The 23,788-nt window shown below is 61.2% G+C and carries 27 protein-coding genes; 22 read left to right on the top strand and 5 right to left on the bottom strand.

Going from position 1 to position 23,788, the window contains the following annotated elements:
- Positions 1-130 precede the first annotated feature (130 nt).
- The gene (locus tag F8N66_RS01850; RefSeq protein WP_150768548.1) at positions 131-1,714 is read left to right on the top strand and encodes a winged helix-turn-helix domain-containing tetratricopeptide repeat protein; all 1,584 of its coding nucleotides are present in this window, start codon (positions 131-133) and stop codon (positions 1,712-1,714) included.
- A gap of 193 nt (positions 1,715-1,907) precedes the next feature.
- A complete protein-coding gene (locus tag F8N66_RS01845; protein ID WP_150769203.1) occupies positions 1,908-2,417 on the top strand; it encodes a YkgB family protein in 510 nt (169 codons plus the stop codon).
- 46 nt (positions 2,418-2,463) lie between these two features.
- Here F8N66_RS01845 and F8N66_RS01840 read toward each other — a convergent pair whose 3' ends face one another.
- Positions 2,464-3,309 carry a helix-turn-helix transcriptional regulator gene (locus tag F8N66_RS01840; protein WP_150768547.1) on the bottom strand — a complete coding sequence of 282 codons (846 nt, stop codon included), beginning with the start codon at positions 3,307-3,309 and terminating at the stop codon, positions 2,464-2,466.
- Between the two features lie 278 nt (positions 3,310-3,587).
- On the bottom strand, positions 3,588-5,261 hold the full coding sequence (locus tag F8N66_RS01830; protein ID WP_150768546.1) for a hypothetical protein: 1,674 nt from the start codon (positions 5,259-5,261) through the stop codon (positions 3,588-3,590).
- A 232-nt stretch (positions 5,262-5,493) separates the two neighbouring features.
- Between F8N66_RS01830 and F8N66_RS01825 the strand changes: the two genes are divergently transcribed.
- From F8N66_RS01825 to F8N66_RS01780, 10 genes are all read left to right on the top strand, one after another.
- Positions 5,494-6,093, top strand: a complete 600-nt coding sequence (locus F8N66_RS01825) for a hypothetical protein (protein ID WP_150768545.1) — start codon at positions 5,494-5,496, stop codon at positions 6,091-6,093.
- Positions 6,094-6,225: 132 nt separating this feature from the next.
- Complete coding sequence (locus F8N66_RS01820) at positions 6,226-6,510, top strand: hypothetical protein (RefSeq protein ID WP_150768544.1); 285 nt, start codon at positions 6,226-6,228, stop codon at positions 6,508-6,510.
- A gap of 95 nt (positions 6,511-6,605) precedes the next feature.
- Complete coding sequence (locus F8N66_RS01815) at positions 6,606-7,190, top strand: chorismate mutase (protein WP_150768543.1); 585 nt, start codon at positions 6,606-6,608, stop codon at positions 7,188-7,190.
- A 138-nt stretch (positions 7,191-7,328) separates the two neighbouring features.
- Positions 7,329-7,694, top strand: a complete 366-nt coding sequence (locus tag F8N66_RS01810; RefSeq protein WP_150768542.1) for a hypothetical protein — start codon at positions 7,329-7,331, stop codon at positions 7,692-7,694.
- Positions 7,695-7,988: 294 nt separating this feature from the next.
- The gene (locus F8N66_RS01805) at positions 7,989-8,279 is read left to right on the top strand and encodes a type II toxin-antitoxin system RelB/DinJ family antitoxin (protein ID WP_150768541.1); all 291 of its coding nucleotides are present in this window, start codon (positions 7,989-7,991) and stop codon (positions 8,277-8,279) included.
- Entirely contained in the window at positions 8,245-8,559 is a 315-nt protein-coding gene (locus tag F8N66_RS01800) for a type II toxin-antitoxin system YafQ family toxin (RefSeq protein ID WP_150768540.1), read from the top strand. The genes F8N66_RS01805 and F8N66_RS01800 overlap by 35 nt, the downstream gene beginning before the upstream one ends.
- Positions 8,560-8,756: 197 nt before the next feature.
- The gene (locus F8N66_RS01795; protein ID WP_150768539.1) at positions 8,757-9,131 is read left to right on the top strand and encodes a hypothetical protein; all 375 of its coding nucleotides are present in this window, start codon (positions 8,757-8,759) and stop codon (positions 9,129-9,131) included.
- Positions 9,128-9,328 carry a helix-turn-helix transcriptional regulator gene (locus F8N66_RS01790; protein ID WP_007988375.1) on the top strand — a complete coding sequence of 67 codons (201 nt, stop codon included), beginning with the start codon at positions 9,128-9,130 and terminating at the stop codon, positions 9,326-9,328. The genes F8N66_RS01795 and F8N66_RS01790 overlap by 4 nt, the downstream gene beginning before the upstream one ends.
- 192 nt (positions 9,329-9,520) lie before the next feature.
- Complete coding sequence (locus F8N66_RS01785) at positions 9,521-10,252, top strand: SGNH/GDSL hydrolase family protein (RefSeq protein ID WP_150768538.1); 732 nt, start codon at positions 9,521-9,523, stop codon at positions 10,250-10,252.
- A gap of 26 nt (positions 10,253-10,278) precedes the next feature.
- Entirely contained in the window at positions 10,279-10,707 is a 429-nt protein-coding gene (locus F8N66_RS01780; RefSeq protein ID WP_150768537.1) for a nuclear transport factor 2 family protein, read from the top strand.
- Here F8N66_RS01780 and F8N66_RS01775 read toward each other — a convergent pair.
- Positions 10,683-11,657, bottom strand: a complete 975-nt coding sequence (locus F8N66_RS01775) for a LysR family transcriptional regulator (protein ID WP_150768536.1) — start codon at positions 11,655-11,657, stop codon at positions 10,683-10,685. The genes F8N66_RS01780 and F8N66_RS01775 overlap by 25 nt on opposite strands.
- A 358-nt stretch (positions 11,658-12,015) precedes the next feature.
- Between F8N66_RS01775 and F8N66_RS01770 the strand changes: the two genes are divergently transcribed.
- The 5 genes from F8N66_RS01770 (at position 12,016) to F8N66_RS01750 (ending at position 16,628) form a co-directional block, all read left to right on the top strand.
- Entirely contained in the window at positions 12,016-13,605 is a 1,590-nt protein-coding gene (locus tag F8N66_RS01770; RefSeq protein ID WP_224790423.1) for a PAS domain-containing sensor histidine kinase, read from the top strand.
- A 145-nt stretch (positions 13,606-13,750) separates the two neighbouring features.
- Positions 13,751-14,404, top strand: a complete 654-nt coding sequence (locus F8N66_RS01765; RefSeq protein ID WP_150768535.1) for a response regulator transcription factor — start codon at positions 13,751-13,753, stop codon at positions 14,402-14,404.
- A gap of 100 nt (positions 14,405-14,504) precedes the next feature.
- Complete coding sequence (locus F8N66_RS01760; protein WP_150768534.1) at positions 14,505-14,879, top strand: response regulator; 375 nt, start codon at positions 14,505-14,507, stop codon at positions 14,877-14,879.
- 203 nt (positions 14,880-15,082) lie between these two features.
- Positions 15,083-16,279, top strand: coding sequence for an NAD(P)/FAD-dependent oxidoreductase (locus F8N66_RS01755; protein WP_150768533.1), 1,197 nt, complete (start codon positions 15,083-15,085; stop codon positions 16,277-16,279).
- Positions 16,280-16,367: 88 nt separating this feature from the next.
- Entirely contained in the window at positions 16,368-16,628 is a 261-nt protein-coding gene (locus F8N66_RS01750; RefSeq protein ID WP_150768532.1) for a transmembrane sensor/regulator PpyR, read from the top strand.
- A gap of 21 nt (positions 16,629-16,649) precedes the next feature.
- Here F8N66_RS01750 and F8N66_RS31430 read toward each other — a convergent pair whose 3' ends face one another.
- The gene (locus F8N66_RS31430) at positions 16,650-16,919 is read right to left on the bottom strand and encodes a hypothetical protein (protein ID WP_191622919.1); all 270 of its coding nucleotides are present in this window, start codon (positions 16,917-16,919) and stop codon (positions 16,650-16,652) included.
- Between F8N66_RS31430 and F8N66_RS01745 the strand changes: the two genes are divergently transcribed.
- Both F8N66_RS01745 and F8N66_RS01740 read left to right on the top strand, forming a co-directional pair.
- Positions 16,918-18,294: a sensor histidine kinase gene (locus tag F8N66_RS01745; protein ID WP_224790422.1), complete on the top strand. Its 1,377-nt coding sequence runs from the start codon at positions 16,918-16,920 to the stop codon at positions 18,292-18,294. The genes F8N66_RS31430 and F8N66_RS01745 overlap by 2 nt on opposite strands.
- A gap of 51 nt (positions 18,295-18,345) precedes the next feature.
- Complete coding sequence (locus F8N66_RS01740) at positions 18,346-19,056, top strand: AraC family transcriptional regulator (RefSeq protein ID WP_224790421.1); 711 nt, start codon at positions 18,346-18,348, stop codon at positions 19,054-19,056.
- A gap of 41 nt (positions 19,057-19,097) precedes the next feature.
- Here F8N66_RS01740 and F8N66_RS01735 read toward each other — a convergent pair whose 3' ends face one another.
- On the bottom strand, positions 19,098-20,531 hold the full coding sequence (locus tag F8N66_RS01735; RefSeq protein ID WP_150768530.1) for a mechanosensitive ion channel family protein: 1,434 nt from the start codon (positions 20,529-20,531) through the stop codon (positions 19,098-19,100).
- Between the two features lie 230 nt (positions 20,532-20,761).
- Between F8N66_RS01735 and F8N66_RS01730 the strand changes: the two genes are divergently transcribed.
- From F8N66_RS01730 to F8N66_RS01720, 3 genes are all read left to right on the top strand, one after another.
- The gene (locus F8N66_RS01730; RefSeq protein WP_150768529.1) at positions 20,762-21,280 is read left to right on the top strand and encodes a hypothetical protein; all 519 of its coding nucleotides are present in this window, start codon (positions 20,762-20,764) and stop codon (positions 21,278-21,280) included.
- 280 nt (positions 21,281-21,560) lie between these two features.
- Positions 21,561-21,935 (top strand): response regulator transcription factor, encoded by a 375-nt coding sequence (locus tag F8N66_RS01725; RefSeq protein ID WP_150768528.1) that lies wholly within the window; start codon positions 21,561-21,563, stop codon positions 21,933-21,935.
- A gap of 183 nt (positions 21,936-22,118) precedes the next feature.
- Positions 22,119-23,561, top strand: a complete 1,443-nt coding sequence (locus F8N66_RS01720; RefSeq protein ID WP_150768527.1) for a catalase — start codon at positions 22,119-22,121, stop codon at positions 23,559-23,561.
- Positions 23,562-23,788: the final 227 nt, after the last annotated feature.

Raw genomic sequence — 23,788 nt, 5'->3', positions numbered from 1 at the left:
GTTTTCCTTGGCACAGGCTTGGTTTTTCGTCCAGGCCATGGACGGTGCAGCCTGCAACGGGCTGCCGTATCATCGACCCATCGCCCACCCGGACACGGAGTCGAGGGCATCCGTCCAGGGGATTGTCACCGTGCCATTCGCGTTTGAAGACTACGTACTCGACCAGGAGCGCCGGGAATTGACCCTGCGTGGCCAGGTGGTGACCGTCGGGCCGCAGGTCTTCGATCTGTTGCTGCTGCTGGTCAGCCAGCACGAGCGCGTCGTCAGCAAGGACGACTTGCTCAAGGCGGTGTGGGCCGGGCGTATCGTCTCGGAATCGACCATCACCAGCCACATCAACGCGGTGCGCAAGGCCATCGGCGATACCGGGGAAGAACAACGGCTGGTTCGCACCATTGCCCGCAAGGGTTACCGCTTCGTCGGCCCGCTCAAGGCCGATCAGCCCTTCGCAGCGCGGCCATCGGCAGCGCCCGGCATGGCTGATCCCGGGACAGCCGAACCCTCCACGCTTAGCCTGCCGGACAAGCCCTCCATCACGGTCCTGCCCTTCCACAACCTCAGCGGCGATCCGGAGCAGGAGTATTTCGCCGACGGCATGGTGGAGGACATCATCGCCGCGCTGTCACGCATCCGCTGGCTGTTCGTGATCGCGCGCAATTCGAGCTTCACCTACAAGGGCCGTGCGGTGGACGTCCAGGGCGTGGGTCAGGAGCTGGGCGTGCGCTACGTGCTCGAAGGCAGCGTGCGCAAGTGCGGGAACAAGGTGCGCATCACCGGGCAACTGATCGACGCCAAGAGCGGCACGCACATCTGGGCGGAACGTTTCGAGGGCCTGCTCGACGACATCTTCGAGTTGCAGGATCAAATCGCCGAAAGCGTGGTCGGCGCCATCGCACCGCAACTCGAACGGGCGGAAATCGAGCGTGCCAAACGCAAGCCGACCGACAGCCTGGACGCCTACGATCACTACCTGCGCGGCATGGCCAAGCTGCACAACGGCACCCGCGAAGCCATCGAGCAGGCGCTGCCGATGTTTTACAAGGCCATCGAGCTGGACCCGGAGTTTGCATCGGCCTATGGCATGGCTGCCTGGTGTCATTTCTGGCGCAAGTTGAATGGCTGGATGGCCGACCGCCCGCAAGAGATCGCCGAGGGCGTGCGGCTCGCGCGGCTGGCGGTGGAACTGGGCCGCGATGACGCGGTGGCGCTCACCCGCGGTGGCCATGCGCTGAGCCATCTGGCCGGCGATGTCGATGGCGGCATTGCCTTGCTCGACCGGGCGCGCCTGCTCAACCCCAACCTCGCCCCCGCCTGGTACCTGGGCGGCATCCTGCGCGCGCTGCGCGGTGAAACGGAGTCCGCCATCGAGAACCTGACCCATGCCGTGCGCCTGAGCCCGCTGGACCCGGAGATGTTCAGGATGCAGGTGGGCATGGCGCTTTCGCACTTCTTTGCCGGGCGCTTCGACTGCGCCACCGACTGGGCGGAAAAAGCCTTGCGCAACCTGCCGACCCTGCTGCCGGCGGTGGCGCTGCTGGCGGCCTGTCATGCACTCAGCGGGCGGATGGACAAAGCCGCGCAGGCGATGCAACGCCTGCACGAGCTGGACCCGTCCTTGCGCCTTTCCCGGATGAAGGAATGGCTGCCGATCCAGCGGCCCGAGGATCTTGCGCGGTTCGTCGATGGACTGCGGCTGGCCGGGTTGCCTGAGTAACCGTCCCCGCGAGCGGCCACCTGCCGGTTTGATCGGCCAGTGGCGAAACAAGACGATCTGCATCGAACCCAATACGTTCAAGCCCCCCGTCCGTGGCAGCAACGGCAACAATGATTCCACGCCCAACGCCACCCGCGTCGGGTTTCGAAAGCCATTGAAAACGCTCGTTACCCCACTACTGGAAGCCTTGATCATGAAAACCCTGAACATTGAGCAGCACAGCCCCCAAGACCTGTCCGCCAGTCAATCGCTCGGCACCCGAACCACCGCGCTGGGCACCTACGGCGTGTACGTTGCGCTCGCCGTCATCTACTTCTGGTTCGGTGGCATGAAGTTCACCCACTACGAAGCGCAGGGACTGGTGCCACTGGTGAGCAACAGCCCGTTCCTGGGCTGGGTGTATGCGCTGTTCAGTGTCGACACTTTCTCCAGCCTGCTGGGCGTGCTGGAGGTTTCGATCGGTGTGCTGATTGCCGGTCGCCTGCTGTCACCCAAGCTCTCATTGATCGGCGGCGCCTTGTCGGCAGGCTTGTTCTTCACGACCCTGAGCTTCATGTTTTCGACGCCCGGCGTGATTGAACCCGGTCTCGGCTTTCCAGCCATTACGGTAGCGCCGGGGCAATTTCTGCTCAAAGACATCGGCTTGCTGGCGGCCTCGATCTTCATTGCCGGCCATTCGCTGACCGCCCTGGAAAAGCGTTAACCCCCCGGTGTCTGTTCCCGCAATGGCCTGGATTCGTTGAACGTGTTCAGGCCGTTGGCACGCCCTTTTCACCTTGCAGGTCCTTCATCCAGTCCCGTGGGCTCATGCCGGTCTTGCGACGAAAAGCGCGAGCCAGGGCCGAAGGGCTTTCATAACCGACTTCGGCAGCAATCAGGGTAATCGGCCGCCCCTCACGCAGGCGCTTTTGCGCCAGGCTGATGCGCCAGCTCAACAGATAATCGGCCGGTGTCTGCCCGGTCACGGATCGGAAATGCACGGCATAGGCAGCGCGAGACATGTTCGACTCGCTCGCCAGCTGCGCGATCGACCAGGCGCGCTCAGGCGCTTCGTGAATCTGAATCAGCGAGCGCGCCAGGCGCGGATCGGCCAGCCCGGCCATCATGCCGGTACGCAGTTGCTGCTGGTCGAGCAGGTGCCGGAACAACAGGATGATCAACAGCTCGAACAAGCGATTGAGCGCGGCCTCCCGGCCACAATGCGTGCCAGCCGCCTCACCGAACATCCACTTCAGCGTGTCGGCCAATTGCGGCAGCTCATCAAGCGCCAGCACCAGGACATCGGGCATCGACGCCGCCAGCGGGTTATCGACACCGCCCTCAAACACCATGGACGCGCACAACAACTGCGCGCCCTCGGGCTCCCCGGCGAGCAGCTGATGCCGGCTCGGGCGTGGCAGAAAAACCAGGCTGGGGCGCGTGAGCAGCAGGTCCTGGCGGCCGGGTCCACGCAAGGTCATGGTGCCCGCTTGCAACAGGTGAATATGTCCGCGCTGGTCAGCCCCCTCGTAGGACGCCATGCCGCAGAGTTTGCCGTTGTAGAACAGATGGGCGCGCACGCCGAACTGCGACAACAACGTGGACAGACGATCCATGGAGCGTTACCTGGCGAGGAAGGGTTTGGCCATCCTATCACTGAGTGTGCCGAGGTCACGGCGCCTGACGGTTTCGCCCTTGCGGCGGCCGCCGGGCACCAAGTGGGAGCGGGCTTGCTCGCGAAGAGGCCGTGTCAGTCGACATCTATGGAGAATGTCATGGCGCATTCGCGAGCGAGCCCGCTCCCACAGGGGATTGGGGGGATTGTAAAAATGAGGTCGGCTTTAAGGCCGCCTCGCTTTGTTTTTGATCTGGGCGCCAGACACCGCAAGCCCTATCACTCACAACACCCCCTCCCCACCCTGCAAAAACACGACCCGGTAATCGCCACATCCGCGCGCGCCATGGCCAGGTCAAGACGGGTTTGCACCGCCGCCGCTTCGGCATCGCGGCCCAGGCGTTTCAGGCATTCCACATAACCGTGCAGGCTCCACACATTGTCCAGGTGCCAGGAGGCGCGGCTGAGGGTGTTGTCCAGGCCGAGGTCGGCGCGATAGGCCTGCAGGGCTTCCTCCACCCGTCCCTGCTCCAGCAGCAGCGCGCCCAGTGCATGGCGCACCGGTTGCATCCAGCCCCAGGGTTCGTCGTAGGGCAGGTTGTCATCCAGTGTCTGCGCCTGGCGCAAGTGTTCGAACGCGCAGTCGTGGTTGCCCTTGCGGTATTCGATCTCCCCGCTCAGCATCGCCCCGGCCACGGCCAGGATGTCGATGCATTGATTGTTGAACAGGTAGCGGGTTGGCGGCACGCGGGCCCAGGCTTCGAGGAACAGGTGCTGCTCGGTGTCGGCCGCGGCGACTTGCCCGGTGGCGGCCAGGGCCACGCCTTTGGCGTAGTGCAGCATGGCGGTGGTCACGCAGTACAGCGCCTGATCCCCGGGCAGCGGTGTGGCGAGGATGTCGTGCCATTTGCCGAAGCGGATCTGCACGTGGACCTTCATCGACACGAAGCTTTCCAGCCAGTCGGCCATGGGCGGTTGTTCCACCCGCAGCAACTCGTCCTTGATGGTGTCGATCAGTTGCCCGGCGGCTTCCAGGGCCGGCTGGTACTGGCCGAGGAGCATCGCCGAGTAGAGTTTGAAGTGGTAGTTGTGGCTGCGGTACAGGGTGTAGAAATTGATCGGTCCTTCCTGTTCCAGGTATTTGCGGTCGGCCTCGATCGCCCGGTGGTTGGTGACCATCGCCCCGCGATAATCGCCGCAGAGCACGTCGATGTGCGACGGCATGTGCCGCAGGTGCCCGGCATCCGGCACCAGGTCGCGCAGGACATCGCCGGCGCGCAAGGCGCGTTCCGGGTAAGGCGACATCTCCAGGGTGTGGACGTACATGTGCAGCACGCCGGGATGCGGTGCGTCGCCGTGTTGCTCCATGCGTTGCAGGGCTTTTTCCAGCACGGCCACCGTTTCCAGGGTGTCGGCGCCCACGGCGGGCTGACCGCTTTTCAGGTCCCACAATTGCCAGGGCGTGCGGTCGATCAACGCTTCGGCAAACAGCGCCGTCACGTCGGGATCGTCGGGAAAGCGCCGATAAACATCACGCATGGACGCGGCGTAGGCATCGTTCCAGGTGAAGAGTTGCTCGACACTGGCGGCCTGATCGGCCTGGTAGCGTTGCTCCAGCGCGCGGATCAGCGCCTGCTCCACCGGTGAGGCGCCGTGCAGATGCGCCAGCGCGGTTTGCGTCGCCTGTCGGGCCTGGGCCACGGCGTCTTTGAGTTCCTGCTCGATGAATGCATCCCAGCGCTTGTTGTAGTTGGGGCCTGACGCGTAGGCGATGCCCCACCAGGCCATGGCGCAATCGCGGTCGTGTTCCAGGGCCTTGTGGAAACAGCGGATCGATTCGTCATGGTTGTAGCCGTAGCACCACACCAGCCCACGGTCGAACCAGAGCTGGGCCAGGGGCGAATGGGTGGTCACGGGACGGCTGTAGGTGCCCAAATCGTAATAGTCGTGCATCGGTTTACCCTCTCGATCAGAGCATTGAATTGCAGATGCCCAGCATACCCCCGCGCTCCTGGCCGGGTGGCAGAGCCGACGACAGGCCGGGCCGTATCATCACGCCCGCGAGGGGCATCCCGCCGGCCCTATCAATAGCGTCGATGTTCGCAATCACCTCAATCAAGTTCTGTTAAAAATCCTTCGGCGTAACATCAGCTCCATACCCACCAAACACCCGGAGCACACGATCATGAAACGCCAAATCCTTCTCAGCATTGCTTTCTCGGTTTTCGCAGTGAACGCTTTCGCCGCTGCTTCTGCTCAACCTGTCGTCGCTGAAGGCGGCTCGGATCGCCTGATCGAAAGCCGGGTGGCGGAAGGCGGTTCGGATCGCCTGCAACAAAATCGTGTAGCTGAGGGTGGCGCTGATCGCCTGCTGGAAAAACGCGCTGTGGCGGCGGATGGCTCGGATCGTTTGAAAGGCAACACCGTGGCCGCTGACGGCTCCGACCGCCTGCACGGCAACACCGTCGCCGCCGATGGCTCCGACCGCCTGCACGGCAACACCGTCGCCGCCGATGGCTCCGACCGTCTGCACGGCAACACCGTCGCCGCCGATGGCTCCGACCGTCTGCACGGCAACACCGTCGCCGCCGATGGCTCCGACCGTCTGCACGGCAACACCGTCGCCGCCGATGGCTCCGACCGTCTGCACGGCAACACCGTCGCCGCCGATGGCTCCGACCGTCTGCACGGCAACACCGTCGCCGCCGATGGCTCCGACCGTCTGCACGGCAACACCGTCGCCGCCGATGGCTCCGACCGTCTGCACGGCAACACCGTCGCCTGAACACATCGCTCCAACGCTCCACACATAAAGCCCGGCCTGATCAGCCGGGCTTTTTCGTGCTCGCGGCCTTCCGGCCCGATCGACTATCCTGTGCCCCCGCTCAATCCCTGCCACAACCTGCCGGAGACACTGGTGCCCGCTCTTACTGCCCGCGAGGTCTACCAGCAGCTGCGTGACGCTGCCCTCGACCTGCGCCCCTTCAAACGCCTCGATCAGCAGCCCGGGCTGGTACAGGTCGACATCGAAGGCTGGCGCCTTACGTTCGATGTCGACAGCCGTCACCTGCGCCACTGCCTGCATTGCCAGAGTCCGGATGGCCGGGTGTTTGATGGCGGGCATCGCTACGGCACCGACCCGGTGAGCCTGCTCAGCACCTGGGAGCTGGCGCAGCTCGAACGCTTGCTGGCCACCCAGTGAACGGCCCAGGTGAAAGGTGACACTGAACTATCGTTCATCAGGCCCGGCTGTGTTACATAAGACCGATGCGCATCCCGTGCCCAAGAGGTTTGCTTATGCTCCACTGCCCACATTTGCCGCGACTGCTGTGCTGTTCGCTACCCACGTTTCTGACGGCGGGTTTACTCGCCGGCGTCGTCCACGCCGCCACGCCCTCCCCGGCCCCTGATGCCTTGCAGCCGTTGCTGGCGACCATCAACGAGCGCCTGAACATCGCCGACCAGGTGGCGCTGACCAAGTGGGACAGTGGCAAACCGATCCAGGATACCGCCCGTGAAACCCTGGTGATCGCCAACGCCAGGAAGCAGGCCGCCGAGCGCAAACTGGACCCGGATGAGGCCGCCGACCTGGTCGCCGCGCAAATCGAAGCCAACAAACTGGTGCAATACGGTTTGATCGCGCAATGGCAAGCGGCGCACAAGGCGCCCGATGTGCCACGGCCGGACCTCAATCAACTGCGCCCGGCGCTGGACAAGTTGCAAGTCCAGTTGCTGCAGCAATACGCCGACTTCGTGCCCTATCGCCTCGACCCGGAATGCCCGGCCTGGCTGGCCGCACAGCGCTCCGGCCTGATCAAGGATGCCCTGCACGGCCAGGCGTTGATCCGTGCCACCGGGGAATTGTGCGTCACGGATCAATGACGGCCCGGTCCCACAGGGATCACCCAACCATCCATTGACTGCGTCAATAGTCACCATTAACTCAATGAAGTTCTCTTAAAAACTGTGCGGCGTAACATCAGCTCCATACAAACCAACAACACCCCGGAGCACACGATCATGAAACGCCAAATCTTCCTCAGCATCGCTTTCTCGGTTTTCGCCGTGAACGCTTTCGCCGCTACTTTCGCTCAACCTGTCGTCGCTGAAGGCGGCTCGGATCGCCTGATCGAAAGCCGGGTAGCTGAAGGGGGTTCGGATCGTCTGCAACAGAATCGTGTGGCTGAGGGTGGCGCTGATCGCCTGCTGGAAAAACGTGCGGTGGCCGCTGATGGCTCGGATCGCCTGCAAGGCAACACCGTAGCGGCTGACGGTTCCGACCGTCTGCACGGCAACACAGTTGCTGCCGATGGTTCCGATCGTCTGCAAGGCAACACCGTCGCCGCCGATGGTTCGGATCGCCTGCAAGGCAACACCGTCGCCTGAATAAATCGCTGCACCGCTCTACACAAGAAGCCCGGCCTGATCAGCCGGGCTTTTTCGTGAACGGTGAATCAACGTTCAACACCATCGGCTGTTTCACGCACTGGAATGGGACGCTTCCCTGCCAGGAAAGAGAACCGGGCTGATATTCATGGCGATTGGAATCAAGTTGAATATCGGGAGGGTTGGCTCCCTTTGAAACCGCCCATCACGCTCAAGTTGACCTGAAAGTCTCCACTCAATCAGAATACTGAGGTAGCGCCAATGTAGCTACAAATCGACAGTGAGGTTATTACCATGGGTGCATTACTGAAAACCACTGATGTGCGTTGCCGCATTGATGAGGATCTGAAAGCGCGTGCTACTGAAGTGTTGAGCGCTTGTGGCCTGAGCATCAGTGATGCCATGCGTCTTTTTCTTCGTCAGGTTGTTGCGACTCAGGGCCTCCCGTTTGAGGTGCGCGTCCCTTCGGAGAAAACGGCCCGCGCGATGATGCAAGCAAAGGACATTCGTCAGCGGTTCGATTCTGTAGACGAAATGCTGGGGGACGTTGATGACGAAACCGGGGAAAAAACAAAAACGCGCTGAGCTTCCCAGGCAATGCGCACAGACATCGGAATTCAAGAAATCGTGGGAACGCTACAAGCGCGCCGGGCGTCGTGACATGAATGAAGTACGACAGGTGATGGTCATGCTTTTTCTGGGAGATCCGTTACCCGCGCAGTATCTGGATCATGCGTTGTCCGGGGACTGGAGCGGTTTTCGAGAGTGTCACATCGGCGGTGATTTTTTGCTGATTTACGAACACACACGCTCCGACCTGCTCACATTTGTCGATCTTGGAAGTCACTCAGAGCTGTTCAAATAGCACCGAATAATGCCCCCCATAAAGCCCGGCCTGATCAGCCGGGCTTTTTGTCGCCTGTGCAATTCTGAGCGGCATTCAGCGCTCACCCACTGATCGTTAACCAGTGGCCCCCCCGAAAAACTTCTATGTAAAACACCCTTTACATCGGTGAGAAGCTCAACGAATATGTAAAGGGACTTTTACATCAGGAAGATGCAATGAAACGCTACTACATCGAAATGGGTTCGGCGCTGGCGCTGTACATGGTGTTTTTGATCCTGTCGCTGAACCTGCTCAAAGACCCCGAAGGCCTGGGTACGGGGTTGCGGATAGTCATCACGTTGTTACCGGTGATTCCGGCAGCGTTGATGTGCTGGGCGATCGTCCGGCAGTTACGCACACTCGACGAGATGCATTTGCGCATTCAGTTCGAGGCCCTGGGCTTTGCCTTTGCGGCCTCAGCCCTGCTGACGTTCAGCTACGGGTTTCTGGAGAATGTCGGCTTTCCACACATTTCCTGGACCTGTGTCTGGCCGGTGATGGGCTTGATGTGGATCATCGGGCTTGCCCTGGCCAGGCGCCGTTATCAATGAAAAACCGACTCAAGGAACTGCGTGCCGAACGCAAGTGGTCGCAGGTGGATCTGGCGGCGTTGCTCAATGTCTCGCGCCAGACCATCAATGCCATCGAAAACGGTCGCTATGATCCAAGCCTGCCGCTGGCGTTTCAAATCGCCCGGGCGTTTGCGCTGCCCATCGAAAGCATTTTTGATGATGAGTTTGCGGGGTGAGTCTCGTTAGCTTCCACGGATGTGCACGTTCCCTTCTGCAAACCAATCCTCAAGTAAACGGCACTGGGCCTGATCAGCCGGGCTTCTGGTGGCCTATTCAATCTTCAGATAGTGGTAGACCGGCTGGCTTGCACAATGGACTTACGGCCGGTTTTTGAGTGAATCTACGATTCCCTTCACAGGAACCCTCGCATGAGCAAAACCGAAACGCTGGCCAAACTCATGCTCGGCCCCGTGTTGCTGATGCAGGGCCTGTACACGCGCAAGGTCACGCCGAAATTGCCCGAGGCCCCAGGTGAGCGCGAAGGCCTGGCCGGGCATGGCGAAACCCTGCGCTTATTGATTCTCGGCGACAGCGCCGCCGCGGGCGTTGGCGCATCGACCCAGGCGCAAGCCCTCAGCGGCCAGTTGGTCAGCCGCCTGGCCAGGGCGTATCAGGTTGGCTGGAAACTCTGGGCCCGGTCGGGCCTGGACTCGCAATCGCTGCTGGACCTGCTCGACCAACACCCGCCCGAACCCTTCGAGGTGGCGCTGCTGTCCATCGGCGTCAATGATGTCACCGGCTCCCTGAGCGCTACGCAATGGATCGCCCGGCAACAGCAGCTGATGGAGGTGCTGGTCGAGAGGTTCGCGGTCAAGCTGATCGTCCTCTCCCCTCTGCCGCCGATGCATCTGTTTCCCGCCCTGCCGCAACCCCTGCGCTGGTACCTGGGCAACCGGGCGGCGCGTTTCAACGCACAACTGGCGATACTGGCGCAGCGCACGGATCGCTGTACGCTGCTGGCAACCCGCCTGGCGCCCGTGGCCGGTTCGATGGCGCGGGACAATTTCCATCCGGGCCCGGCGATCTACAGTCTCTGGGCCGACGAGGCCGCCCGGGTCATCGCCCGACACTTCGATACACCCGCCGCAGGCAAGCTTTGAACAACAACAAAAAACAGGAGTTGACGATGTCTGAACTGCAACTGCACCCCAAAGCCGCAGAATCCCTGAACCTTTGGCACGCGATGATCCGCACCGGCGACCTCAAGGCCCTGCCCGGCCTGCTGGACCCGCAAGCGGTGTTCCGCTCGCCGATGGCGCACACGCCGTATCCGGGCGCGCCGGTGGTTTCGATGATTCTCAATACGGTGTGCAAGGTGTTCGAAGACTTTACCTACCACCGCGAACTGGCGAGCGCCGATGGCTTGAACGTCATCCTCGAATTCAGCGCCAGGGTTGGCGAGAAACAGCTCAAGGGCATCGACATGATCCGCTTCAACGAACAGGGAAAAATCGTCGATTTCGAAGTGATGGTCCGGCCCATGAGTGGCTTGCAGGCCCTGGGCGAGGAAATGGGCAAGCGCCTGGGCGCTTACCTGGCCGCCAGCAAAGCCTGATCGTTGTGCAAGGCCGGTCGAGACTTGGGCACCACCTGCAACTCGATCGGCTCGCACAGCAACGTACAACACCGCGCACGCAGCCAGCGCTGGCCAGGATCGTTATGCGCCGCGGCGCGCCAGACCATGGAAAGCTCGTGGGCCGGCAGTTGCAGCGGCGCCGGTTCCACCCGCATCCCCGCCACCGACGCCATGGCCTTGGCCACGTAGTCGGGCACGATGGCCAGCATGTCGCTTTGCGCCAGCAACCCCGGCAACGCACTGAACTGCGGGACAGTCAGCACGACTTTGCGCTGCCGGCCCAGCGCGTGCAGGACGTGGTCAGTCTCATCCGCGGCATTGCCCATGGACGACACCACCGCATGCGGGCGCCGGCAAAACTCCTCCAGCCCCAGGGGGCCGGGCCGGTTATCGCAGCGCAGCAGCATCGGCCGGATCGGCCGCAGGCCTTTGCGTCGGGCGTTGGCCGGCAGGTCGAGGGTGTGACTGATGCCCACGGAAATGTCGCCATTGACCAGCCGCTGGGACATCTGTTGCTGGTCGACCCGGCGCACGATCAGCGTGGTGTTCGGCGCTTCGATCCGCAACTGCCTTAACAAGCGTGGCAGCAACGCGTATTCGACGTCATCGGAAAGCCCGACATGAAAGGTCGCCTCGCTGGTACGCGGGTCGAACGACTGGCAACGGCTCAAGGCGGCAGCGATGCCATCCAGGGCCGGCGCCAGGTTGGCGAAGATTTCCTCGGCCCGCGCGGTCGGCTCCATCACCCGGCCCGAACGAATGAACAACGGGTCATCGAACAGCACCCGCAAACGGCCCAGGGCACCGCTGATGGTGGGTTGCCCGAGGAACAGCTTTTCACCGACGCGGCTGACGTTTCGCTCATGCATCATCGATTCGAAAACCACCAGCAGGTTGATGTCGGCACGACGCAGTTCGTTTCTGTTCATGAGGTTCGCTACCCGGCACGCGGCCATTGAGTTCGGGAAGGTGCCTGCACAGATTAGGGGCGTGCGTGAAAAACGTCTGTCGTACATGGGGACATCACGCTCATGCGTTAGGCGACCCCACTGATACTTGGGTATAGGGCGCGTGGGCGCTGCCGGGGTGCGGGGCCGGTGCTATAACACCTGACCCATGCCTGTCGAAAAATCCAATGTAATAAAGGGCTTACGAACGCCATAAAGCATTTGACGGTGCCCATAACTGGCAGAAAAACCGGGTTATTTGTCCTAACCAAATAAGAACCGTTGCTCCTAGGATAGCGATGAGATTCTCCGCCCACCCCGAACAAAAAACGAGGCGCGCATGATCGAACCGAAAACCAGCGAGCCTGCCGACAAACGCAGTGCGCCTTCTTTTTTGCCGTCCTTTTTCAGGGTGACTTTCAGCAAGATGCTGTTCAACTCAGGCCAAAGGCCCCCTCGCCCCTCGGACGCCAGCCGCCAGAAATCCCTGGAAAACTGCCTGGTATGGGTGATGGGCCTGATCGTGGCAGCCGGGATCATCGTCAATACCGAAACCCGCGCCGACCTCCCCACCGCCACGCTGTGCATCGCGTTGTTGCTGATGGCGATCAACCTGTTTTCGATCACTGCGGTGATCGTGGTTGCCCTGTTCTGCATGCTGATGTTGACCGCGTTGTTTCTCTACCACGGCGGGTTTGAGCGTTGGGAAACGACGGCGGATTTTCTCGGCCACCTGACCGTGCTGGCGGCGATCACGCTGCTGGCGCTGCGCAGCAAAAGTGACTGCGATGGTTTGCGCCACAAGGTCGTGTATTTTTCCGGTTCACAGCAACTGAGCCAGACCGGCTGCCTGGGTTTTCGCGGGGGTCGCGAGCAATTCTCCTGGTCGGAGCAGTCGGCACGAATCTACGAATACCCGGTGGACGTCAAGCCGACGGTGTCACTGCTCCTGGCGCGCACCCATCCGGGCGATGTGGCGCTGGTGCAGGCCGGTTTCGAGAAGGCGGCGCGCCATGAGCCGCTGATCGAAATCAGGCATCGCCTGTTGATGCCTGATGGTCGCATCAAGCATGTGCACATGACCGCCACGCCCCTCTCCCCCCCGGGCTGCGGCAGAAACCGCCCGGTCGATTATCTTGGCGCGGTGCGGGACGTGACCGCCAGTAAACAGGCCGAGGAAGCGCTCTGCCGGGCCCAGACTCAATTGGCCCATGTCACCCGCGTGACCTCGTTGGGCGAACTGGCTGCCTCGATCGCCCATGAGGTCAACCAACCCCTGGCGGCGATCACCAGCAGCGGCGAAGCCTGCCTGAACTGGCTCGGTCAACCGGCTCCCGACCTGGCCGAAGCACGCCAGGCCCTTGAACGAATCATCGCCAGCGCCAACCGGGCGACCGAAGTCACGCGCCGGGTCAGGGCGTTGTCGCGCAAGTCCGACCCCCTGCGCCAGACCGAGTCACTCAACGACATTGTCAGCGAGACCCTGGGCCTGGTGCGGTATGAACTGGCTCACCACAAGATCAACCCGAGCATCGAGCTGGCGACGTTCGTCGGGCGGGTCAGTGCCGATCGCGTGCAACTGCAGCAGGTCATCATCAATCTGATCATCAATGCCTGCCAGGCCATGGAGACGGTCCAGGCCTCGGAGCGCAGCCTTTACGTGCGCACCTGGATGAAGGACAGCGAAGCCGTGCTGGAGATCACCGACCGCGGCTCGGGGATACCCGCCGAGATCCTGCCGCAGCTGTTCACGCCGTTTTTCACCACCAAGGAAAACGGCCTGGGCATGGGGCTTTCCATTTGCCGCTCGATCATCGATTTCCACAATGGGCGGATATGGGCGACCCCTGCATCCGGCCAGGGCAGCTCGTTTCTGTTTGCATTGCCGGTACTGGTCGCCAACGAACCGGATTACGCGGCAGCCATTTAATACATCGGTATCGGGTGGATAAACCAAAGTATTAAACGACCTTCCACAAGCATGAATGCCTCCTGTCGGAGAGGCGTTTAATGTAGCCCCTTTTTTGCCAGGAACACCGGGGGCAGCGGTATACAAAAAACCTTGGGAACCCGTAATGAAAGAGCATCAACTCATCAACAAGCACACGGTCTGTGAACCTATTGTTTTCATCGTCGACGACGACGCGCCCTTGCGCGAAGCCCTCGGCAGTCTGTTGCGCTCCATCGGCTTGCGGGTCGAGCTGTTCGGCTCGGTGGCCGAGTTCATGAACTACAAGCGCCCGGATACCGCCAGTTGCATGGTGCTGGATGTGCGGTTGCAAGGCAGCAGCGGCCTGGACTTCCAGAATCAGCTGGCCGCCGCGGGCATTACCGTGCCGATCGTATTCATCACCGGGCACGGCGATATCGCCATGACGGTGCGGGCAATGAAGGCCGGGGCGGTGGATTTCCTGACCAAGCCGTTTCGCGAACAGGACCTGATCGATGCCGTGAGCACCGCCCATGCGCGGGACAAGCAGCGCCGCGAGTCCGAGCGCTATGCCGATCAATTGCGTGAGCGCCATCAAACGCTGACCGCGCGCGAGCAGACGGTGATGGCGTTGGCGGCGTCGGGGTTGATGAACAAGCAGATTGCCGGGGAAATCGGCCTCAGCGAAATCACCGTGAAAATCCATCGCGGCCAGGCCATGCGCAAGATGGGGGCGCGCTCATTTGCCGATCTGGTGCGAATGTCCGAGGTCATTTCGGCCCAGCCCGTTATCCGGTGACTATACCCACGTATAGTGTGTGTATTGCTCGGCGACGGCGTATCTTGCAATGATGGCGGAGAGCCTCTAAGTGCTTTCCGCTTCGACGCAGGACACAACTATGCGCAGTGAGGCAATGATTGCCGTTGTCGATAATGATGAATCCGTCCGAATGGCGCTGGACAGTTTATTGCGCTCCAGCGGTTATAAAGTACGCACCTTCGCCGGGGCCCATGAGTTTCTCTTCTGCGATAACCCGGGCCGTACTTCGTGTTTGATCTCGGATATACAAATGCCCGAGATGGACGGCATTGAAATGTATGAAGCACTGGCCGCCATGGGCATCCATATTCCGGTGATCTTTATTACCGGCAACCCCGACGCACAGCGCCCGCTGAGCGCAAACACGCTGAAACCGCTGGCTTTTTTCCCCAAACCCTTTTCAACCGAAAAGTTGCTGGACTGCATCGAGAGCGCGCTCACCTCGCATAACTAACAGGTGATCAAAGAGCGCAACTAAACCTTGGTATAGCCTGGTAATACTTAGTCATACTTCGATTGACCCTATGTAGAAGTGCCAGATACAAGTCCCTGGAATAACATTTGTTCCAGGTCAAAACCAAACTCGCCTGTCCGGCGTGGTTTGTTTAAGTCGCAACATTCTTTCATGCCCTCGATGATTCTTCAGGAGCTAAAACAATGAAACAGATTTTGATTATCGGTGCAGGATTCGGTGGTGTCTGGAGCGCGTTGAGCGCTGCCCGTCTGCTGGACAAGCACGATCGCAATGACGTCGAGATCACCGTTCTGGCTCCTCAGGCCGAGCTGCGCATCCGCCCGCGTTTCTACGAGCCCAACGTACACAACATGAAGGCGCCGCTGACCGACTTGTTCAATGCCGTGGGCGTGAAGTTCGTCCAGGGTTCGGCCGACGCGATCGACGAGACCCACAAACAGGTCAGCTACACCAAGGCCTCAGGCGCCCAGGGCCAGCTGAGTTATGACCGCCTGGTGCTCGCTGCCGGCAGTCAGCTGATGCGTCCTCCGGTGGAAGGCCTGAAGCACGCGTTCGATGTCGATCAGATCGAGTCGGCGAGCACACTGGAAGCCCACCTCAATTCGCTCCGCGACTTGCCCGCCAGCGCGGCCCGCAACACCGTGGTGGTGGCCGGCGGTGGTTTCACCGGTATCGAGACCGCGACCGAAATGCCGGCGCGCCTGCGGGCCGTGCTCGGTGAAAACGCCGACATCCGCGTGATCGTGGTCGACCTCGCCCCGCAAATCGCCGCGAGCCTGGGCGATGGCATTCGTCCTTCGATTGTCGAAGCGTCGGAGCACCTGGGCATCGAGTGGATTCTCGGCACCAGCGTCGCCTCGGTCGATGCCGGGGGTGTCACCCTCGCCGATGGCCAGCGCATCGAATCCAGCACCGTGATCTGGACCGTCGGTTTCCGCGCCAGCCCCTTGACCGAGCAAGTGCAAGGCACCCGTGATCGCCAGGGCCGCCTGCATGTCGACCAGCACCTCAAAGTGCGCGGTCATGCCGACGTGTACGCCAGCGGCGACGTGGCTTACGCCGCGACCGATGACCTGGGCAACTTCGCCGCGATGTCCTGCCAGCACGCGATTGCCCTTGGCCGCTATGCCGGCAACAACGTGGCCGCCGAGCTGCTGGGCGTGGAACCGATGGCGTACAGCCAGCCCAAGTACGTCACCTGCCTCGACCTCGGCGCCTGGGGCGCGGTGTTCACCGAAGGCTGGGATCGCCAGGTCAAACTGGTCAAGCACGAAGCCAAGGAACTCAAGACCCAGATCAACACCGTGTGGATCTATCCACCGGCGGCCGATCGCGCCGCTGCGCTGGCCGCGGCCGATCCGCTGATCCCGGTGGCCTGATACGCCCGTGGTTGGCCGCTAACGGCGGCCGACCACGTCAGCCGCCAGCCGTCGGCCCCCTTCAACACGCTCACCGCAGGTAATCGATATGTTTGATTTTTTTGATGATCCGTACCGGGTGTTGAAGTTGTCTGGCGCACTGCTGGTCGGCGGGCTGATCGCCTTGATCGTCGGGGCCATCGCGGCGTACGGCCTGGACCAGTACCTGACGCTGCCCAGTGTGATCGTTGCCCACGCCATGACAATTCTGGGCCCGACCGCCATCAAGCTGGGCTATGTCATGCGTCTGCTGTCATTCAATCGACTGCGAAGACAGGCCGCGCCACACCTGCCTGGTTTCGCCCAGTGATCTCAAGTTGAAGGTGAACTGTTAATTACCCGCTTCCCGGACAGCCCACTCCTTGCTGCGCCGGGACATTTCCCAAGCGCCCGCCACTCGTTTTTTTGGCGGGCGTTTTTTCTTGCAGGAGCCGTTTCGCACGTAAACCTCATGAAGAGTTTGCCCGGTCTCAACAGCACCGAGCGAGTTGCCGTTAGATAGCAAAAATCCGGAAGAACAAATGTCTATCATTAAACGCTGCAAACAACTTTTTTTATCGGATGCAATAGCCTGGCTGGCCGCCATCGCGGTGGGCAGCATGATCTTTATTATTAATTCACTACTGGACGCCGATGTCGCGCCGACGCTGCTCTACATCACCCTGGTGTTCATGTCGGCCAATATTTTCTCCGTTCCCGTCTTCGTCGGTGTCGCGGCCAGTTGCGCGGCCTTCCTGACGTTCAGTTTCATCGCCGACGCCGGCTATCGTGACGAAAGGCTCATCGCCGGATTCGTGCGTTGCCTGATCGCGCTGACCACCATCACCCTGCTGGCCCTGCGCAGCAAACGCTCCTCCGAAAGCCTGCAGCGCAAGGAAGCTTTTTTTCTGGGCGCACAAAAACTCAGTCGCACCGGCAGCATCGGTTTCATCATCGACAAGGATGAAACCGTGTCGTGGTCGGCCGAGTCGGCGCGCATTTTCGAGTACCCGCTGGACACCACGCCCACGGTTGCCTTGATCAAGGCCCGCACTCACCCCGATGACCTGCACATCGTCGACAGCGTCCTGCAGCGGGCCGCGCGCCAGGAAAACCATCTTGAAGTGGAACATCGCCTGGTCATGCTCGACGGGCGTATCAAGCACGTGCACATGATCGCCAACCCGCTGTTCAATCATCACGGGCGCGTGGAGTATGTCGGCGCCGTGATGGACGTGACGGCGGCCAGGCAGGCCGAAGAAGCGCTGTTTCATTCCCAGGCCAAGTTGGCGCATGTCACGCGCGTCACCTCCATGGGCGAACTGGCCGCCTCCATTGCCCATGAGGTCAATCAGCCCCTGGCCGCGGTGATCACCAGCGGCGAGTCGTGCAAACGCTGGATCAACCGCCCGGAGCCGAACCTGGATGAAGCACGCCGGTCACTGGACCGGATGATCCAGAATTCCTGCCGGGCGTCCGAGGTCATCGCCTGCATCCGCGCGCTGTCGCGCCAGAGCGATGTCCAGCGCAAGACCGAAGTGTTCGACACGATCGTCAGCGACTCGTTGAATCTCATGCAGCACGAGATTTCCAGTCATCAGGTCCGGCCATCCCTGGAAGCGGGCACCGGTGGCGCCTGTGTGAAAGGCGACCGCGTTCAATTGCAGCAGGTCATCATCAACCTGATCATCAATGCCTGCCAGGCGATGGCCGAGGTCCATGACCGGCCGCGCACCCTGCGCATCCGCACCTCGCGCCAGGACAACGAAGCCGTGCTGGAAGTCGCCGACTGTGGCCACGGCATCGCGCAGGACATCCTCGCCACCCTGTTCGATCCCTTCTTCACCACCAAACAGAATGGCCTGGGCATGGGGCTGGCGATCTGCCGTTCCATTATCGAATTCCATGGCGGCCGCATCTGGGTCGCCAGCACGGTGGATGTCGGGACGCAGTTCATGTTTGCGATACCGCTGACCACCTCCAGCGACGATGAATAACCGTTCTTCCCTGCTGTTTCGGTCTGTGAACTCACACGAGGAAATCAAACAGTGTCAATCAACGACAAGAATAAATGCCCCGCAAGCGCCGGCGATGACGGGCTGTCACCGCGCATCGTTCTGTTTTTCGCCTATCCACGGATGGGCCTGCTGGACCTGACGGGGGCCCAGACTGTTTTTTTTGCCGCCAATAACGCCCTGGTCGAACGCGGCCTGCCGGGCTATGCACTGCACACCGCGAGCCTGGACGGCGGACCGATCCAGACCGCCGAGGGCCTGGTGGTGGAAACCCAATGCCTTGACCGGTTTGCCGACGCCGCGATCGATACAGTGCTGATTCCTGGCACGCCAAACGTCCGCCAGACCCTGGGCGAACACAACCCGCTGGTGGAAGCCCTGCGCAATATCGCGGCCCGGGCCCGGCGCACGGCGTCGGTGTGCAGCGGCACTTTCCTGCTGGCCCGGACCGGCCTGCTCGACGGTCGACGCGCGGCCACCCACTGGGTGGTGGCCGATCTGTTCGAGCGGCTGTATCCGCAAATCGAACTCGACCGCGAAGCGATTTATGTCCAGCAGGGCTCGATCTGGACATCTGCCGGGGTCAGCGCCGGTATCGACCTGGCCCTGGCCCTGGTCGAGGCCGACGTCGGTCGCGAGATGGCAATGCAAGTGGCCCGGCGCCTGGTGGTGTTCTATCGCCGACCGGACAACCAGGACCAGTGGGGCTCGCTGCTCAATTCGCAGTACCCCGCCAGCGCCTGATCGCGAAAGCCTGTGGCGAGGGTGTTCGGTGACAGGCGAGGTCACCTTCTTTGCAGCAACCACTGGAACAAGCTGCTTTTCTTGATCTCCACAGGCTTTTGCATGACCAGGGTCTCGCGGATTTCCTGGCGCTGGTCCTGCAAGTTGCCCAAGGCGGTTTTCAGCTCGCCCAGGTGTTCCAGCTGGTTGCCGAACACGGTTTTTTCGATACGAAACAGTCGACCGCTGGTGATGCTGCGGAACTCGCCCCGCGACGGACTATCGGTGAGTATGCCCTCCTCGCCCATGACTTCACCCGGCCCCATGCGCCCCGCTTCCACCAGTTTTTCATCATCGTGGATCGACACGGACACCACCCCGGTGCTGATGATCATCAGGCAATCGGCAACCTCGCCGAACGCCAGGATCACTTCGTCGGCCTGGTAGTCCACCGGCGTCATTTCGTCGGCGAGCCGGTCGCGCTCGTCGTTGCTCAGCGAGCGAAAAATCCGCACATCCTCCAGCAGCCGGCGCTGGCGGTTCCAGCGCTGTTCGTCCTGGCCATGGCCCCAGCTGACACCCGCGGCTTCGAGGTGACGATGGGCCAGGTCGAACATCAGGTTGCACACCTCGTTCTTGTTCTTGGCGGACGCGATGAACCCCTTGAGTTCGTACTCGGTGTAGTCCAGGTGGGAGCTTTTGACCGAGACTTTGGCCGAGCGCGATTGCAGCAGCGCCCGGGTCCCGTGCAAGGTTTTTTCCAGGGCGTCGATCGCCCGGCGCGGGCGCACGCTGCTGGGCACGGCAATGATCACACTGATGCCGTTCACATCACCGGGCCGGCTGAAATTGATGATCCGCGCTTTCGCCGCCACCGAATTGGGCACCACGGCGATGCCGCCCATGTCGGTCATCAGGTGGGTCGAGCGCCAATCGATCTCGACCACCTTGCCCTGGGTGCCATCGATGGAAATCCGGTCGTTGAGTTGGTAGGGCTTGGTGGTGTTGAGCACGATCCCGGAAAACACATCGCTCAAGGTGCTTTGCAGCGCCAGGCCGACAATGATCGCCATCGCCCCGGAGGTCGCCAGCAAGCCCTTGACCGGCAACTGCAGGACATAGGCCGCGGCGGCCACGATGGCGATCAGGAAAATCACCGCACCCATCAAGTCGTAGAGCAAGCGTGCGCTGTGCCCGACGCGGGACGTCAGGCCATAGCCGAGGATGATGGTCAGGGTCCTGGCCGCGAACAGCCACCAGCCGATGCCCAGCACCGTGCCCATCAGGTTGAGAATGGCGTCGTCCGGCCACAGCGGCGGTTGCAATGGACTGATGCCGGCCGCGGTCATGACCCAGCTGAAGGCCACGAAAATGCCGAGGCGCACACTCAGGCGCAGATTGTGCCGGGTGGCGCCGATCAACTGCCAGGACGCCAGGTCGATCAGGATCAGGATGACCCCGCAGATCAACGGATGAGCCTGCAAGAACGTGAGCATCGATGATTTCTCCTCAGTCCTGGTGCAGGACTACGCACTGTAAGTCGTCCCGCAGGCGCCAGGCACTCCTACCTCAGTGCTAACCGCTCATACCCGGGTATGAGCGCCATAGCCCCATGTGCTAGGCCGCCGTCTTGAGGTAGGAGTGTTATCCAGACCCCGTCGATTTACGCTGGTCACCTCGAACTTCAACTCATCGCGCCGGCGTGCTGGCCAGGGGGACGGTTGTCATGAACGCAGTACAAAGGCTCTACCTTGTCAGCCATCCGCTGCGCATCAGTCGTTATGGCGCGCATTCCTCCCTGTCGACCGCCGAGCGTGTGGAAATCATAGACGTTCTGACCCAGACCCTGGGAACCGCGCTGAACCTCCAGGCGCTGCTCAAAGGGAGCCAGCAGACCCTGCACACTGTCAGCTTCCTGCCGGTGCAGCAGTTGTTCCATCGACTGGTGCGCGCCAATGCCGACTACACCGGCTTTCTGGTCGAGGCCATCACTGACCTGGGCGGCCATGCGCAAGCCGAGGCGCTGTACCGTCTCAATGAGATCCAGCAACCGCAGTGCTTCGCCGAGTGCCTGAGCGGCATTTCCAGGGGCGCGCGCCGACTGCGGGCCGTCGACACCCTGCTGCGCGATTACCGCGAATGCGCCGCTGCCAACAAGGACACCGCCAGCAAACGCTTCTTTGAAGAATGCACACGGCACAACGCGCGTTTCCTTTCGCTGATCGAGGACCATCTGTCGCAATGAACAGCCAGGCTGAATGCCCCACAAACCGCCCACGGTGTAACAAGGCTCTTGCAGGAGCTGCCGCAGGCTGCGATCTGTTGATCTTCAGCGGTATCAATATCAATAGAAAATCAAAAGATCGCAGCCTGCGGCAGCGCCTACACAAGCGGCGTCAAGCCATCGCAATTAACGAGAAACAAACAAACATACGCAAGTATACTTTTCCGCTTTCAGGGAGCGCGTATCTTGCAACTATGGCGGGCGCCACTTAGCGCCACTCGCAATGACGCAAGGTTTTTACATGCTTAACGCACCTATTATTTCAGTTGTTGATGATGACGAACTCATTCTTATCTCAATGGACAGTTTATTGCGTTCTTACGGTTACACAGTAAAAACCTACAACAGTGCCTATGCGTTTCTTCAATCCAATGGACCCGAGCAGACCGATTGCCTGATATCGGATATCCAGATGCCCGGCATGTGCGGCGTGCGGATGTACGAGGCACTGGCGGCCAGGAACACCCACATCCCCACCCTGTTTATCACCGGGCAGTCGGGAATGCCGCCGAAATTCAGCGCCAATGTGCGCCAGCCCGAGGGTTATTTCGCCAAGCCATTCGATACCGGTGCGTTGCTGGCCTGCATTGAAGCGGTGTTGAAACGCCGGGTTTGAACGCCCGGCACTTTCTTAACACCTTGGTATGACCGGGTCACGCCCAGGCATGTATTTGTTTACCGTTAGCAGCCATGCATCGCTGCGTTGAAACCCATATTATTTTCGTTATCGCTAGTTTGCTTAGTTCAATACTTCCACTCTTTCCGTGTAACTAAAAACTTAACCGGGATACACCGTGCCATGCCAAAAAACAAACTGACTTCCGCCAACGGCGCCCCCGTCGTCGACAACTACAACACCCAGACCGCCGGCCCTCGTGGCCCGGCCTTGCTGCAGGATGTGTGGCTGCTGGAGAAACTCGCCCACTTCGACCGCGAAGTGATCCCCGAGCGACGCATGCACGCCAAGGGTTCCGGCGCGTTCGGCACCTTCACCGTGACCCACGACGTGACGCGCTACACCAAGGCCCGACTGTTCTCGGAGGTAGGCAAGCAAACGCCGATCTTCACCCGTTTCTCCACCGTGGCCGGCGAGCGCGGCGCGGCCGATGCCGAGCGCGACATCCGTGGTTTTGCCCTGAAGTTCTATACCGAACAGGGCAACTGGGACCTGGTGGGCAACAACACCCCGGTGTTTTTTTTCCGTGACCCGTTGCGTTTCCCGGACCTCAACCACGCGGTCAAGCGTGATCCGCGCACCGGCATGCGCAATGCGCAAAGCAACTGGGATTTCTGGACCTCGTTGCCCGAAGCCCTGCACCAGGTGACCATCGTCATGAGCGAGCGCGGCATCCCGCGCAGCTACCGGCACATGCACGGTTTTGGCAGCCACACCTTCAGCCTGATCAATGCCTACAACGAACGGCACTGGGTCAAATTCACCTTCAAGTCGCAGCAGGGCATTGCGAACCTGAGCGATGAGCAGGCACAGACGCTGATCGGCCAGGACCGGGAAAGCCATCATCGGGACCTGTACGACAGCATCGAGGCGGGCAATTTTCCGCGCTGGACCTTCTACATCCAGGTCATGTCCGAAGACCAGGCCCACGACCACGCGGTCAATCCGTTCGACCTGACCAAGGTCTGGCCGCATCAAGACTTTCCGTTGATCGAAGTGGGTTATTTCGAACTGAACCGCAACCCGGAGAACGTCTTCGCCGACGTCGAGCAAGCGGCGTTTTCACCGTCGAACGTGGTGCCCGGCATCGGCTTTTCGCCGGACCGCATGTTGCAGGCGCGGCTGTTTTCCTACGGTGACGCCGCGCGTTATCGACTGGGCGTGAATCATCACCAGATCCCGGTGAACGCCCCTCGCTGCCCGGTGCACAGCTTCCACCGCGACGGCGCCATGCGCGTCGATGGCAACCACGGTGGCCAGCTGGCGTATGTGCCCAACAGCCAGGACGCCTGGGCCGACCAGCCGGACTTCCGTGAGCCGCCGTTGAAGATAGCCGGCGCGGCCGGGCATTGGGACCATCGCGTGGACGAGGATCATTTCGAACAGCCGGGCAACCTCTTCCGCCTGATGACGGAAGCGGAAAAACAGGCGCTGTTCGACAACACCGCGCGCTCGCTCAGCGGCGTGAGCCAGGAAGTGCAGCAACGCCACATCACCCACTGCACCAAGGCTGATCCGTTCTATGGCGCGGGGGTTGCCCGGGCGCTGGCTGCGATAGATCGGTAAAAACACTCCCCCTGTGAGAGCGGGCTTGCTCGCGAAGGCGGTGGGTCAGTGAGCATGGATGTCGGCTGACACTCCCTCTTCGCGAGCAAGCCCACTCCCACAATCGACGCGTGCCGGCCAGTCCCCCCGGCCGTCAATGTAGGAGCTGCCGAAGGCTGCGATCTTTTGATCCTGGTTTTAAAAGATCAAAAGATCGCAGCCTTCGGCAGCTCCTACAGAGGTTGTTC

It is taken from the genome of Pseudomonas fluorescens, from assembly GCF_902498195.1.
In the GTDB taxonomy this organism is placed as follows: domain Bacteria; phylum Pseudomonadota; class Gammaproteobacteria; order Pseudomonadales; family Pseudomonadaceae; genus Aquipseudomonas; species Aquipseudomonas fluorescens_BU.
This window is presented reverse-complemented; position numbering and strand designations above follow the sequence as displayed.